We start from the raw sequence: 14639 nt of genomic DNA, 5'->3' as shown, positions 1-14639 counted from the left end.
CGAGCCATCTCACTCGCCAGGCGCTCGGGCACTGAACAGCAACAGCACGTTGCCGGCGTAATCCCCGGGGCGGTAGCCGCCCTCCGGGCTGATCGGGTCGATCTGCAACAGCACCCGTGTCCCCGCAGCGGCCTCGGCCTGCGACACCACCTCGCGCGGCGCCATCTCGGCGCTCAGCTCCACCTTGTTAAAGGTCACGCGCAGACTGATATCGTCTGCCGGCCGACCGTTCGAAAGGTAGGGTGCGGATTCCAGCCGCGCTTCAATCGCACTGGTGTCATGACGCACATCAAAGTACTTGCGCACACTGCTCAGGCTTGAGGTCGAGTGATTCCAGTCGAGCCGCTGCGGTCGGTGAATCCAGTCCGGCACCGCGGGAATGATGTAGAACGAACGGTTTGGCACTTCCACTGTCACTTCGAACGTGTGTGCTTCCCGAGCCGCCCAGGCCGCATCGCTGGCCAGGGCCGCCGCGGCTATCAGCGCGACGACGGAGCATTGCTTGATCATGTTGGTTACCCGTTGCGTCAATGAAAAGCAGACCTAGCGGCTGCTGACCGTCAGGTTCTTCTTCTCGCTGCCTTCGATCAGGAAGAAGCGGTACCCACGGCCCTTCTCCTTGTCGAAAGCGAACGTCTTGCCCGCCAGCACATGGTGTTTGGTGGTCACACCGCAGTCGGTTTCGTCGCTCAACGAGCAGTCTCTGAACTCGTCGACAATCACCACGGTGTTGCCGTCGTTGCGCAGTTCGTAGCGGCTGTCGGTTTCATTGATCGTCGTGGCAAACCGTGTTTCCCTGGGCCGCACGAAGAACACCGTGCCGAAACCGGTCATCACGTTGACCCCGGCCGTCAGTGCCTTTTTGTAGTCTTCCCGTTCTTCCTGGCTGACAGCGAACTCGTCTTCCTTTTCCGGCACCACCGGCACGAAGCGCACGCGGAAGTAACGCTCGCGATCGCGTTCACCCATGTACAGCAAGCGGGTGCCCTGCATGCCCTCGGCCGGGACGATCAGCCGCGCCGGGCTGGCCATCAGGCCGTTGCGCGAAGCGCCGTCGGCAGCGTTCTCAACCGGGATTTCCTTCGGCGTGCCGTCGGCATCGTAGACAATCTCCAGAACGTTTACCTTGACGAACGCGGTGGCATCGCCGCTGTTGAACACCCGTTTCAGATAGGTGCTCTTGTCGCCATCCATATAGTCGTACACCGTACCGACATTGATCTGCGGCCCGGCCTGCGCCGTCAGGCAAAACACGCTGAGCACGCCCAGCAAAAAACCACGGTTCATCACTTCAACTCCATGAAAAAGGAACAAGGCACCGGCGCGCACGTTCATACGTCGGCTTCCCGGATAACGCTGATATTTCCGCTGCGCGTGTCGCCCGAATGTGGACTTGATCATCGGTTCAGCCCGCCTTCTGCGCGGTGACACCGACGTCGGCCACGGTGTCTGGCGTGCAGCGCAGATCGCCTATCATCAGGACGTTGTTTTCACTGCGGTACTGGTTGGCATCGAGGCGGAACTGACACAGCAAGCGATTATCGCGACGGATTTCGAGGGTCGGCGAACCGGCGTTCATCTCCATTGAAAAGAACCCGTCGACCTCGGTGACGCCACGGCTGGCATGGTTGATCACATGATGGCCCTTGAGCGGCCGCCCTGCTTCATCGATCAGGCGACCGAGCACTGTCAGGGTTTTCATCACACGGATCTTGCGATACTCCACCCCGCCCTTGTTCAGGTGATAGCGAGTGCGCGCCGGCTCGATGGTCGCTGCGGGCACGTTGTTGCCCTCGAAGTCGAAGCTCACGGAGCTGTTCTGATAGGCCGTTATCGGGATGAAATTGCGCCCCGGCTTCAAGGCAGCGCTGCTCCCGCTATAGTCGTCCGCGCGCAGGACGATGTCGTCGATGTCCGATTCGACATCGACGATCATCCCGGCGCCGCGCACTTCGCTGTGATTGGTCATGAGCATCTGCTCGCCACCGACCACCAGCGTGCTGTCGAGGTTGAGGCCGCCGGTGAAATTGCCGTTGTAGGACGAGCGTTGAATAAAGCCATCGCCGTTGACCGCATCGGTGCGGAAATTGGCCAGGCTCGACATGCCCAGGCCGTAGGTATCGGTGAGCGCCGTGACCGAGACGCTTTGCAGCACGTGATCCTTGAAATCCTTGCGCCAGCCGAGCGAGGCGTTGTTGTCACGTTCGCCATCACGGGCGGTGCGTGAGCCGATGCTGCCGGTGAGCTGTTGACCGGGCGCGCCGAGCGCCAGATTGATGCTCAGATCGATCCCGCGGTTGCGCGCATCGCCGCTGCTGAAACTGCCCGGACGATCAAAGACCGACAGGCGCCAACTGGCATCACTGCCCAGCAGCACCGTGCGCTGGGTCCAACCCAGATCCAGGCCCATGCCTTCGACATTGCCTTCGCTGTGCGAAACCCGGGCATTGACCGAACTCTTGCTGCTCACCCGATGATTGAGCGCCAGCGATGAATTGCTGGTCTGGCCGACGAACACGTTACGCGGACGAACGCGTGTGCCGTCGGGCAGCGTTTCGTAGGTGTTGGTGGTGTCGAGCCAGCTGCGGTTGTGGCTGATCACCAGACTGCCCGCGCCGTAGTTGTAAAGGCTTTGCAGATCCAGACCGGTGCCGTAATCCTCGGTCTTGTAGACATTGGCATACAGGCTGAGGTGGTTGGCCAGCGTCCAGTCGATGGATGTGCCGTACTGCAGCTTTTCGCGAATCTGCCGCGCCGAAGCGCCGAGAATCACCCGCGGATGCAACAGATAGTTGAGCGATGCACCGGCGGTCGGGCTGCCACTGCTTTGCTTGTCCCAGTTACTCAACAGTTTGCTTTCTTCGCCGGCAAATACGTTGTAGCGCCAGCGCTCATCGAGGTTGCGCCAGTTGCTCGGCTTGTAGACCAGTTCCTGCGTGGTGGAGGTGATCTGGCCGTCCTCGATCAGGCGAACCTCCACCTCGTAAATGCCACCCGGCAGCGGCCGCGTATCGAGCGACTGCAGACCGGCGGGCACCGATTGCGTGTTGATCAGCAAACCATTGCGCCAGATTTCCACCGCCCCCTGACGATTGGCGGTCACGTAGATCGGATACACGCTCGGCATCGGCGTGTTGATCGCCAGGCTGTCGGAGCTGCCATACATGAGGCCTACAGCGGTGTCGGGGCTGGTGCCGAACGTGCGCGGCTGACGCATCAGCCCTTCGGAATTGGGGGTGAAATAGCCCAGGCGAAAGAAACTGCCTTGCAGTTCGCGCTGGGTGTGCAGTTCATGCACGGCGTGATACAGCTTGGTATCAGGACCGCCGAGCCGGGCCATTTGCAGGTTGAGGGTCTGGCTCCAGTTGCCCAGACTGGAACTGGCTTCCAGGCCGAAGCGCCCACCCAGATCCTGATCCTGGCCGCCATTGAGATTGAGTTGATTGCGCACCATCAGGCCACGACTGCCGCCGTCGGGTTGCTCGTAATAACGCTTGGCCTGAACATCGCGCTCGGCATTTTCAGTGAGGATCGAAACCAGCGAACTTTGCAGGTTGTAGTGCACCGCCAGAAACTGATCGGGACATGAACCGCGGCACGCGCCCAGAGGCACACCGGGTTTGAGGTAGCTCGCCCACTTTTCCCGCTCGGCCGGGCCAAAGCGGTTTTCGCTGGTATCGGTGAATTCGAGAAGCGTGATGCGGTCATCTCGCGACAGCACCACCATGGCTTCGCCCAGCGGCTGCTGATCGACTTCGACCCGCACCGCCAGCGGTACATCGAAAAAATGCTCCTCGAAATCCGCCGGCAAGCCTTTGGCCTGCGCCAGCAAACTGCGTGGCGTGGTACCGGTGGCGTCGGAAGCCATGACTGCGCTGGCACAGAACAACAGCGCAAGCGCAGCCGCGATGGGTGTCATCGGGAACATGAACTCGTACTCTGATTTTCAGACAATGAAAGTCCGTCGGGGCAAACACGGATGTTTGCCCCGTCGGTCAAACCCACGGCGAAGGTGGGCGTCTAGCAGGCGATCATGCGATCAGCGCGAACCGACCGGAGGTACCGCATCGAAAACCATTGCAATAGTTCCGGTGTAATCACCCGGCGCGTATGTGGAGCTGGCACGCGGAGCGATTTTCAGCAATGCGCGGTAGCTACTGTCGGATTCATCTTCACCCACAACCATTTGTGGCACTTGGGTAAGAATCTTGCCGTTGAATTCAACGTCCAGGGCAATCTGATCGACACCCGATTGCAGCATAGGGATGCCATTGAGGCTGGCGTGAACGGAGCCGTCAGTGTTACGTACGTCGAAGTAACCTTTGACCTCGGTCATTTTGCCGGTGGCAGGGTTGTAGCTCATGTCCTGGTCCTTGTTGACCAGATCAGGGTCGACCGGCACCACAAAGAAGCTGGTGGTTGGCACTGTGGCGACAAGACTGATGGAGTGCGACGCCTCGCCCGCAGCGAAGGCAGTGGAGGACATTGCCAGAAGAGCCAGTGGAGCAGCGATTGCGAATTTCTTGAACATCGTTCAGTACCTGTTTGCTTTATATAAGGGGGTGTCATTGAAAGTTCATAACCTTTTGCTCGTCGACCGCTGAAGCAACTTGAACTTTCAATGCCGGGCATCATCGACTGTTACCTCTGGAATGTAAGCAGGCAACTTCCGACAAACTCGTAGTTAAACAACCCCACACCCCGCCAGAAAAAAGAACAAAAAACAGATACTTGCAACATCCGCTGTAAGTTGCGCCCTACACACAGTTACAGGCAAAAAACCATACAGCAACTTAGCCGCTTTAACGCGGCAACTTGCGAGAAATTAGAATATATACTCAAGCACAACTAGAGCGATAACTTTAACTTTGAGGTCACCCCTTTTTATTTTTTGATCGGGAAGAGTTTTGTGGCTTTTTTCACGCTGACCGCTCGTCCGTCGAGCGTCGCCAGAGGCTAAAAACGTCTTGCACAGCGCTTAAGATATATCTTAAGTTGTATCTAAATACGACGAGAGAGAAGCGAAATGAGAGACCATCATTCCCCCCACCGCGAGCATGGCGATGGCCGCGACGGCTTCGAGAAGCGCCCCGGTCGCGAACGCGGCGGCCGCGGCCCGCGAGTCTTCGCCCCCGGCGACTTGAAATTGCTGTTGCTGGCGCTGATCGCCGAGCAGCCCTGCCACGGTTACGACCTGATCCGCCAGATCGAAGGCATGTTCGACGGCGCCTACAGCCCCAGCCCCGGGGTGATCTACCCGACCCTGACCTTTCTGGAAGAGAGCGATCTGATCGCCGGTGATGCCGAGGCCGGCAAAAAGCGTTACAGCGTCACCGACGCCGGTCGTTTGTCTTTAAGTGAACAAGCGGTGGCGCTCGACGGTGTACGCATGCGCATCGACGTCAGCAAGCGCTCGCTGCGCGGCCATGATCGCCCGCCGGAAATCCACGAAGCGGTGCACAACCTGCGCCATGCCTTGCAGCTGCACCACGGGCGCTGGAGCGCCGAGGAAATCCTGCGCGTGCGCGACCTGCTCAACGACACCGCCAAAGCCATCGTCGACGGCCCTGCCGTTCAACCTGCCACGGAGAAAGCCGAATGACTGCAGTCGATACTCAAACCATTCACCGCGTGATGCACGAAATCAAACGGCGCAAGCTTGAAGTGCTGCGCGTCGCCGACCTGACCCCGCGCATGCGCCGCATCACCCTCGGCGGGCCGGAACTGGCCGGGTTCATCAGCCTGGGCACGGACGATCACGTCAAACTGCTGTTCCCGCAGAACGCCGAACAGGCCGCCGCGCTGGAAACCCTGCAACTCGGCGCCGGCAAGGACAACGGACCGATGCCCGAGATGCGCGACTACACGCCGCGTCGTTACGATCTGGAAAAAATGGAGCTGGACATCGATTTCGTCCTGCACGGCGACGGCCCTGCCTCGACTTGGGCGGAGCAGGCGCAACCGGGGCAGTTCCTGCATATCGGCGGGCCGCGCGGTTCGATGATCGTGCCGGACATCTTCGACAGCTACCTGCTGATCGGCGACGAAACCGCCCTCCCCGCCATCGCCCGCCGCCTCGAAGGTCTGGCGGCAAATCGCCGGGCGCTGGTGGTGATCGAAGTGGAAAACGGTGCCGAGCAGCAAGTGCTGCAAAGCGCGGCGCAGTTCAATGTGATCTGGGTGCTGCGCGAAGGCGGCAAGGACAACCTGCTGGCTACCGTCAAGCAATTGCAGGTGCCCAAGGGCAATCTGTACGCGTGGGTGGCGACCGAAACCAAGGTCTCACGGCAGATCCGCCGGGTGCTGATCGATGAGCATGGGCTCGATGAACAGTTCATCAAGGCTGTCGGCTACTGGCGCGCCGAGGGCTCTGACGAGGAGTGATTTTCCTCTGACCACAATTCCCCTGTGGGAGCGAGCTTGCTCGCGAAAGCGGTGTGTCAGTCAACATCCATGCAAACTGATACACCGCATTCGCGAGCAAGCTCGCTCCCACATTGAATATCAACTTCGTGCGGACAATCTGCGGTCGAGACCGATAATCAGCAACCCCACCAACACAAACCCCACCAATATCCCCCCGGCATTCGCCAGCACCTGTGGATATCCCAACACCGCCACATCAATGAACGGATACGCATAGGCGCCGAGCAGATGCCCGCGCAGCAAGGCGTAGATGAAATACACCAGCGGATAGGTCAGCCACAGCGGCAAGTGCCAGAGGCGCAACGTGCCTTTGGGGACGCAGCACCACCAATAGCCGAGAAACAGCAATGGCATGACGTCGTGGAGCAATTCGTCGGCAACAAACTGCCAGCCTTCGGGGTGCCACAAGTGCCGCAGCAGGATGCTGTAGGCCAGACCGACGACGGCGATGCTCACCGCGATCCCGCTGCTGACCCACGGTTGCAGAAACCAGCGCCGCGCGGCGGATTCGCGCTCGGTGACCGCGCAGGTCAGCACCGTCGCCACCAGGGTGTTGGTCAATATGGTGAAGTAGCTGAAGAAACTCACCAGCCCGCCCAGCAGGCTGGCGCCGATGCTCAATCGTGCGAAGAAGATCAGGTACAGCTGAATTGCCAGCCCCGCCCAGCCCAACACGGCCAGGCCGGTGATCAGGCGTCGGCGCCTCACGCTGTCCATCTCAGAGCGGTCGCTTGGTGCGCATCAGCTTCACGTACAGGCGCTCGACCTTTTCCCGCGCCCATGGGGTTTTACGCAGGAAGGTCAGGCTCGACTTGATGCTCGGATCGCTCTTGAAACAACGGATGTCGATACGCTCGGCCAGCCCCGACCATTCGTAGTGAGTCACCAGTGCATTGAGGATCTGTTCGAGGGTCACGCCGTGCAGCGGATCGGGGGATTGTTCGTTCATGCCGGGCCTTTGGGCGAAGTGATATGCAGAAGCCGCGCACCTTAGCCGAGGGGCAGAGCAGGTGGAAGGCCTTCCTGCAAATGTAGGCCAACCCGGGAAGATCGCAGGCTGTGGCCCGGCTCACAATGCGCCCGTTTGCCGCACTGTTACCGAATCCGAAACGCTGCATGTCTGCAAAAGCGCTTTCTCAATTTGTTACAGATCATTATCCTGCCGCCCTTCCGCTGAAACGCTTAACTGCCTGCGACAATCTGAAGCGCTCGGCCTGCACTCGAAAAACATCAAAAAAAGACTTCTTCATGCCTGACTTTTCCTTCTCCCGAGACAGCGCTATCTCTGCCCTGCGCACCCTTGGCGGCTGCACCGCCCTTGGCTTGGCGACCTGTGCCCACGCGGCGCCGGCCTTCGACAGTGAATCACCGTACATGCTCGGTGACTGGAACGGCACGCGCACAGAACTTGCGGAAAAAGGCTACGACTTCAAACTCGATTACACCGGCGAAATGGGCAGCAACCTGCACGGCGGTTACGATCACGACCGCACTGCCCGCTACAGCGACCAGTTCGGCCTCGGCACCCATCTGGATCTGCAGAAGATCCTCGGTTGGAACGACGCCGAATTTCAACTGACCATCACCAAACGCAGCGGCAACAACATCAGCAACGACCGCATCAACGATCCACGCGTTGGCGGCTTCACTTCCGCCCAGGAAGTCTGGGGCCGTGGCCAGACCACGCGCCTGACGCAGATGTGGTACCAGCAGAAATTCTTCGATCAGAAACTCGACATCAAGGTCGGCCGCTTCGGCGAAGGCGAAGACTTCAACAGCTTCCCTTGTGACTTCCAGAACCTCGCTTTCTGCGGCTCGCAGGTCGGCAACTGGGTCGGCGGCATCTGGTACAACTGGCCGGTCAGCCAGTGGGCGCTGCGGGTCAAATATCACCTGACGCCCGAGCTGTATGCGCAGATCGGCGCCTACGAGCAGAACCCGTCGAACCTCGATCGCGGCAACGGTTTCAAACTCAGCGGCAGCGGCACCCAGGGCGCGATCCTGCCGGTCGAACTGGTGTGGACGCCGAAGCTCAACGGCCTGCCGGGCGAATACCGCGCCGGTTACTACTACAGCAATGCCAAGGCTTCTGACGTATATAAAGACCGCAATGACCAACCGGCAGCGCTGAGCGGCGAAGCCTACCGCAGCGCGTCGAGCAAGCACGGCGTATGGCTGGGCGTGCAGCAGCAGGTCACCAGCATCGCCAGCGACCACTCGCGCGGTTTGAGCCTGTTCGCCAACGCGACGATGCATGACAAGAAAACCAACGCCATCGACAACTACGTGCAGGCCGGCCTGACCTACAAAGGTCCGTTCGATGCCCGCGCCAAGGACGACATCGGTTTTGCCCTCGCTCGTGTGCACGTCAACCCGGCCTATCGCAAGAACGCCGAAATGACCAACCGCGCCAACGCCGTCTACGACTACGACAATCCGGCGTTCCTGCCACCGCAGGACACCGAATACAGCGCCGAGCTGTATTACGGCGTGCACGTGACCAACTGGCTGACCGTACGCCCGAACCTGCAATACATCCGCCACCCCGGTGGCGTGAACGACGTCGACGACGCCCTGATCGGCGGAATCAAGATCCAGTCGTCGTTCTAAAGATCACAGCTAATCCCTGTGGGAGCGAGCCTGCTCGCGAAGGCGGCCTGTCAGTCGCTGCAGTGTTGCCTGATACACCGCTTTCGCGAGCAGGCTCGCTCCCACAGGAATGCATTTCGTTAGCCGAACAAGTTTTTATCTGAACCATGCCTGCGCCAAATCGTCATCTAAAGTGACTACAGCGCGGGACTACATAAACGTCACGGAGAATCACACTATGAGCACCGAAAGTGCTTCGAGTCGGGGCCGTCTGCTACCGGGCCTGCTCGGCATCCTGCTTCTACTGATGGGCCTGGCCATGCTGGCCGGGGGAGTCAAGCTGAGCATGCTCGGCGGCTCGCTTTACTATCTGCTGGCCGGTATCGGCATCGCGCTGAGCGGCATCCTGCTGCTGATGCGCCGCCGCGCGGCGCTGGGCCTGTACGCCATCGTGCTGTTTGCCAGCACGGTGTGGGCATTGTGGGAAGTCGGTCTGGACTGGTGGCAACTGGTGCCGCGTCTGGCGCTGTGGTTTGTCCTCGGTTTCGTGATGCTGCTGCCGTGGTTCCGTCGTCCGCTGCTGCTCAACGGCCCGGCGAAAATCGGCACTGGCGGTCTGACCGTCGCAGTGATCCTGGCCGGCGTTACCGCTCTGGCCAGCCTCTTCACCCACCCGGGCGAGACCTTCGGCGAACTGGGCCGCGACAGCGCGGACATGACCAGCACCGCACCGGCCATGCCGGACGGCGACTGGCAGGCGTACGGTCGCACCGAGTTCGGTGACCGTTACTCGCCGCTCAAGCAGATCACCCCGGAAAACGTCGGCAAGCTGCAGGAAGCCTGGCGGATCCAGACCGGCGACCTGCCAACTGCCGATGACCCGGTCGAGCTGACCAACGAAAACACCCCGCTCAAAGCCAACGGCATGGTCTACGCCTGCACCGCGCACAGCAAAGTGCTGGCGCTGGACCCGGACACCGGCAAGGAAATCTGGCGCTTCGATCCACAGATCAAGAGCCCGGTCGGCTTCAAGGGCTTCGCCCACATGACTTGCCGTGGCGTTTCGTATTACGACGAAGCCGCCTATGCCAAGTCTGAAAACGCCGGTTCCGCTGTCATCTCCGAAGCCGGCCAGGCCGTTGCTCAGGCCTGCCCGCGTCGTCTGTACCTGCCAACCGCTGATGCCCGCCTGATTGCGTTGAACGCCGACACCGGCAAGATCTGCGAAGGCTTCGGCACCAACGGCGTGGTTGACCTGACCCAAGGCATCGGCCCGTTCACCGCTGGTGGCTACTACTCCACCTCGCCAGCGGCGATTACCCGTGATCTGGTGATCATGGGCGGTCACGTCACCGACAACGAATCGACCAACGAGCCATCGGGCGTGATCCGCGCCTTCGACGTGCGCGACGGTCACCTGGTGTGGAACTGGGACAGCGACAAGCCGGACGCCACCGAGCCTCTGGCCCCGGGCGAAACCTACAGCCGCAACTCGGCGAACATGTGGTCGCTGGCCAGCGTCGATGAAAAACTCGGCATGGTCTACCTGCCACTGGGCAACCAGACCCCGGACCAATGGGGCGGCAACCGCACCCCGGGCGCCGAGAAATTCAGCGCCGGCCTCGTTGCCCTGGACCTGGCCACCGGTAAAGTGCGCTGGAACTACCAGTTCACCCACCATGACCTGTGGGATATGGACGTCGGCAGCCAGCCTACCCTGCTCGACATGAAAACCGCCGACGGCGTGAAACCTGCGCTGATCGCCCCGACCAAACAGGGCAGCCTGTACGTCCTCGACCGTCGTGACGGCACGCCGATCATTCCGATCAAGGAAATCCCGGTACCGCAAGGCGCTGTCAAAGGCGACCACACCGCACCGACCCAGGCCCGTTCGGACCTCAACCTGCTGGCCCCGGAACTGACCGAAAAAGCCATGTGGGGCGCCAGCCCGTTCGACCAGATGCTGTGCCGTATCCAATTCAAGGAACTGCGTTACGAAGGCCAATACACCCCGCCATCGGAACAGGGCAGCCTGATCTATCCGGGTAACGTCGGCGTGTTCAACTGGGGCGGCGTCTCGGTCGATCCGGTTCGCCAGCTGCTGTTCACCAGCCCGAACTACATGGCCTTCGTCTCGAAAATGGTCCCACGCGAGCAAGTCGAAGCCGGCAGCAAGCGCGAGAGCGAAACCTCGGGCGTGCAGCCGAACACCGGCGCGCCATACGCGGTGATCATGCACCCGTTCATGTCGCCACTGGGCGTACCGTGCCAGGCCCCGGCCTGGGGCTACGTCGCCGGTATCGACCTGACCACCGGCAAAGTCGTGTGGAAACGCAAGAACGGCACCAGCCGCGACAGCTCGCCAATCCCGATCGGCTTCACCCTCGGCGTACCGAGCATGGGCGGCTCGATGGTTACCGCCGGCGGCGTCGGCTTCCTCAGCGGCACCCTCGACCAGTACCTGCGCGCCTATGACGTGAATACCGGTAAAGAGCTGTGGAAATCGCGCCTGCCAGCAGGCGGCCAAGCGACTCCGATGACCTACACCGGCAAGGACGGCAAGCAATACGTGCTGCTCGTTGTTGGCGGTCACGGCTCGCTGGGCACCAAGATGGGTGACTACATCATTGCGTACAAGCTGCCGGAATAAGCGTTAGCTGGCGGTAATGAAAAGGCGATGTTCCGTGAGGGACATCGCCTTTTTTTGTGAGCGCAACCTGGCAGGCAATGAATAAACCTGTGGAAGCGGTTGTGAACAGGTTCGTCCTGCAGGCGCTGATCAATGCGCCGGAGTTTTCCGACAGGCGGGTCGGTAGCGTTCGGAAAATGCGCTGTGCCTGAATAACTATCGCGAACAAGAATAAAAAACTGTCAGGTATTACAGTTCACAGCGTTCACGCTTTTACCCAGACTTGCCTCTTCATTATTCGGATCATACAGAGGCAGCTCTCATGGCAAACCCAAACGTACCCAACGCCGTCTTCGCGTTCGGCTCTATTGAAACTGATGTCAAAGGCACCATCAGCGGTAATTATCTGGACTTGACCAGCTACAGCACTTCAAGCACATCCATTTCCATCAACGCATTAGGGGGATACGACTTTTCTTTTCGCCACAACGACGGCTTGTCGGGCGCGCGAATCATCTCCATCTCGCTTCGCTACCCGCAGGATCCTTCCCCTTTGCGCTATTCAGAAACGATTGTCATAGACCGAGCCGATCCTCGTCCCTATGAATTTGAAACGACAACGTCTTCAATTATCGCGGTAACCCAAATCAGTAACTTCGTGTACCGATACGACCTCAAAGATTACAAATTTTCCGGCAAAGCACAGCACACGAATGACACGCGGGAACTCACCTGTAATGGATTCTTTGTGGTTCAGGGACTGACGTGGCCGATCTGACAACGCTGGTTGTGGGGACCTTCTGTATGAGCCTTTATTCGAAACTGCGTATCGCCCTGCCGGCTGCCATATTCGCACTCAGTGCCTGGCTCCCTGCGCAGGCTGACAATAACGCAGAGCAGGCAAACGACTGTAGTGCAGCGCTCAATGAATTGAAATCCATGAACATCACGCCTGCCGCATCCAATTGTCAGACAGGCCAAACACTACAGTGGCGCGTCGAGGCAACTGCCGAGCAATTTGAGCAGGTCATGGATGTTTGCGAAAAATCCAGACTGGCCGCCTTGTATCGATACAGCGAGTCAAGAATCGTCAGTTGCCAATACACCTCAGGCACGAGGAACACTCCGAGCGGAGCGTATTGATAGAGGAGTGACTTCTGCCACGGGTTGCAATACATCGAGGCTGCAGGATATCTACTACATACGCAGGTCAAAGCTCCCGAGAATGTCTATGTCGCCGGCAACTGGATCATTAACAACCGCATGGAAAGACATCTTGTAATGATCAGCTTGCGTATCAAAATCGATAGTGAAATTACCGTCCCGGGTATGAGCTTTCTCGAATCCGAATCCTGATCGGGCTATATACGACATCAATACAACCGTTGGTCAGAACCTACATTCACTCCAGGAACCTAGTCAAATTCAGGCCGCCTTCGCGAGCAGGCTCGCTCCCACAGAAAATCAAAATCAAAAGATCGCAGCCTTCGGCAGCTCCACAATGAGCGCAAGATCGAGTACTGCCCATGCTCTTGATCCATGCGTACCGGCAGGTAAGCGGGGCAGAACTTTCGGAAAGAATTCGGCGGCTGACTACATAAGGCGCTACCACTGATTTTCATTCGCCACGACGACGAAGGTATTCCGCGAAAAGAGGAACGGTGAAATCAAGGTAACCATGGTCGGTGCTGTAGATCATACCTTTGGAAATGATATTGGCCCGGGCCGGGCCCAGCGATGATTGATCACGGTCCATCACCTTGGCGATACCTGCCATAGGATAGGGGCCATCACCAAGGGCGGCCATCGCCATCACAAACTGGATCTCGGCTTTGGTAAGCCGGTCATAACGAACCTTGAAGAAGCCGGCATCGAGTCCGGCGATAGTCTCTGGATAAGCGCGTTCGACATCAGCGAGCGTGATCATGGGGCCGGCAGCAACATCCCATGAAGTTGAACCCCATTCCTGCAGAAAAAACGGATAACCCCTCGTTCGCGCGACAATGACTTGGAGGGCAGCGTCTTCGATCGTCTGCTCCTCCTCCTCGACGGGTTTTCGAACAGCAAGTTTTGCTGCTTCTTCGTCCAGCGCGCCTACAGGCGGGTAGAGGAAAAGTCGCTCTGCATAGGACTTCGCCTCACCAGCCAATTTGGCAACCTGTGGTAGTCCTGCCCCAACCAAAACCACAGGCAACCCGCGCTGGGCCATTCGATGCATCGCAACGATAAGTGCCGACAGATCGCCTTCCGAGAGGTACTGAACCTCGTCGATGAGCAGCACCCATCCCTTGCCAGCGGCTTTAGCGCCCTCGCCAATCACACCGAACAGGTCTGGAAGATCATGTTGCAGATCGCCGCTATCAGCGAGCCCAGGTTCTTCACCCTCAACGCCTACCTCAACGCCACCGATGTCGATTTTAAATATCGAGGCAAAATTGCGCAGGGCGCTCATACCCCGGCTGGCAATTTGCTTTGCTCCTTCGAATCCCGACAGTGAACGCAATACGCGTCGCAGTTCAGGGTAAAGAAGAGTGGAAAGTGTATTTTTCTCCGGAGCTTCGAGCTGGGAAACGAGCATTCCCTCTTGTCTGGCGATATTGCCGATCTCATTCAGGAGTACCGTCTTGCCCACTCCACGAAGGCCAAGGAGCATCAGCGACCGTGCAGGTTTGCCCCTCACTGCTCGGCCGCAGGAAATCCGAGCCATTTCGAGAACAGGGTCTCGGCCAGCAAGCTCCGGTGGTGGAAAACCAGCCCCGGGGGCGAACGGATTACGATAGGGATCCATCAAAACTCCATTTAATAGTTAAAGCTAACCAACACTAGCGTTTTTTGCTATTTATGCACAGACATTGTTAGATTCCAATAGGCACCCGTGCCGACCTGAAGGATCTCGCCACCGCCCAAAGCCCGCCAAGGTTAACAAGGTCAAAAACTTTGCAAACCTGAACACACACGCAGAAACACAACCGCCCCATTGAAACCACCCCACCCC

The 14639-nt window shown here is 59.0% G+C and carries 13 protein-coding genes and 1 pseudogene; 7 read left to right on the top strand and 7 right to left on the bottom strand.

Translation table 11 applies throughout. The features are described 5' to 3' along the window. Positions 1 to 9: 9 nt before the first annotated feature. The 4 genes from D8U71_RS18625 to D8U71_RS18610 all read right to left on the bottom strand — a co-directional run bounded on the left by D8U71_RS18625 (position 10) and on the right by D8U71_RS18610 (position 4531). Positions 10 to 510, bottom strand: coding sequence for a CS1 type fimbrial major subunit (locus tag D8U71_RS18625; RefSeq protein ID WP_073473236.1), 501 nt, complete (start codon positions 508 to 510; stop codon positions 10 to 12). A gap of 33 nt (positions 511 to 543) precedes the next feature. After that, a complete protein-coding gene (locus D8U71_RS18620) occupies positions 544 to 1287 on the bottom strand; it encodes a molecular chaperone (protein ID WP_122611907.1) in 744 nt (247 codons plus the stop codon). 118 nt (positions 1288 to 1405) lie between these two features. Then, positions 1406 to 3928, bottom strand: coding sequence for a CS1-pili formation C-terminal domain-containing protein (locus D8U71_RS18615; RefSeq protein ID WP_024014182.1), 2523 nt, complete (start codon positions 3926 to 3928; stop codon positions 1406 to 1408). A 111-nt stretch (positions 3929 to 4039) separates the two neighbouring features. Next, positions 4040 to 4531 carry a CS1 type fimbrial major subunit gene (locus tag D8U71_RS18610; RefSeq protein WP_125925662.1) on the bottom strand — a complete coding sequence of 164 codons (492 nt, stop codon included), beginning with the start codon at positions 4529 to 4531 and terminating at the stop codon, positions 4040 to 4042. Between the two features lie 495 nt (positions 4532 to 5026). Here D8U71_RS18610 and D8U71_RS18605 point away from each other — a divergent pair, with 495 nt between their 5' ends. The 3 genes and pseudogenes from D8U71_RS18605 to D8U71_RS28630 all read left to right on the top strand — a co-directional run. Then, positions 5027 to 5602 carry a PadR family transcriptional regulator gene (locus D8U71_RS18605; protein WP_016773362.1) on the top strand — a complete coding sequence of 192 codons (576 nt, stop codon included), beginning with the start codon at positions 5027 to 5029 and terminating at the stop codon, positions 5600 to 5602. Further along, positions 5599 to 6384 (top strand): siderophore-interacting protein, encoded by a 786-nt coding sequence (locus D8U71_RS18600; RefSeq protein ID WP_125925663.1) that lies wholly within the window; start codon positions 5599 to 5601, stop codon positions 6382 to 6384. Before D8U71_RS18605 ends, D8U71_RS18600 begins: the two co-directional genes overlap by 4 nt. Before the next feature lie 24 nt (positions 6385 to 6408). Beyond that, a pseudogene (locus D8U71_RS28630) lies at positions 6409 to 6495 on the top strand (metal ABC transporter ATP-binding protein); the annotation flags it as partial. 9 nt (positions 6496 to 6504) lie between these two features. Here D8U71_RS28630 and D8U71_RS18590 read toward each other — a convergent pair. Both D8U71_RS18590 and D8U71_RS18585 read right to left on the bottom strand, forming a co-directional pair. Next, positions 6505 to 7143, bottom strand: a complete 639-nt coding sequence (locus tag D8U71_RS18590) for a Pr6Pr family membrane protein (RefSeq protein ID WP_130888387.1) — start codon at positions 7141 to 7143, stop codon at positions 6505 to 6507. Between the two features lies 1 nt (position 7144). Further along, the gene (locus tag D8U71_RS18585) at positions 7145 to 7375 is read right to left on the bottom strand and encodes a VF530 family protein (protein ID WP_016773359.1); all 231 of its coding nucleotides are present in this window, start codon (positions 7373 to 7375) and stop codon (positions 7145 to 7147) included. A gap of 299 nt (positions 7376 to 7674) precedes the next feature. Here D8U71_RS18585 and D8U71_RS18580 point away from each other — a divergent pair, with 299 nt between their 5' ends. The 4 genes from D8U71_RS18580 (at position 7675) to D8U71_RS18565 (ending at position 12787) form a co-directional block, all read left to right on the top strand. Then, positions 7675 to 9036, top strand: a complete 1362-nt coding sequence (locus D8U71_RS18580) for a carbohydrate porin (RefSeq protein ID WP_122507783.1) — start codon at positions 7675 to 7677, stop codon at positions 9034 to 9036. 217 nt (positions 9037 to 9253) lie between these two features. Continuing rightward, the gene (locus tag D8U71_RS18575) at positions 9254 to 11665 is read left to right on the top strand and encodes a glucose/quinate/shikimate family membrane-bound PQQ-dependent dehydrogenase (RefSeq protein WP_073473247.1); all 2412 of its coding nucleotides are present in this window, start codon (positions 9254 to 9256) and stop codon (positions 11663 to 11665) included. 301 nt (positions 11666 to 11966) lie between these two features. Further along, positions 11967 to 12422, top strand: a complete 456-nt coding sequence (locus tag D8U71_RS18570) for a hypothetical protein (protein WP_071173469.1) — start codon at positions 11967 to 11969, stop codon at positions 12420 to 12422. Next, positions 12410 to 12787, top strand: coding sequence for a hypothetical protein (locus tag D8U71_RS18565; protein WP_130888386.1), 378 nt, complete (start codon positions 12410 to 12412; stop codon positions 12785 to 12787). Before D8U71_RS18570 ends, D8U71_RS18565 begins: the two co-directional genes overlap by 13 nt. A 475-nt stretch (positions 12788 to 13262) precedes the next feature. Here the strand turns inward: D8U71_RS18565 and D8U71_RS18560 are convergent, their stop codons facing one another. Continuing rightward, positions 13263 to 14432 (bottom strand): ATP-binding protein, encoded by a 1170-nt coding sequence (locus D8U71_RS18560; protein ID WP_130888385.1) that lies wholly within the window; start codon positions 14430 to 14432, stop codon positions 13263 to 13265. Positions 14433 to 14639 lie beyond the last annotated feature (207 nt).

The organism is Pseudomonas sp. Sample_21, from assembly GCF_004307525.1.
GTDB lineage: Bacteria > Pseudomonadota > Gammaproteobacteria > Pseudomonadales > Pseudomonadaceae > Aquipseudomonas > Aquipseudomonas atacamensis.
This window is presented reverse-complemented; position numbering and strand designations above follow the sequence as displayed.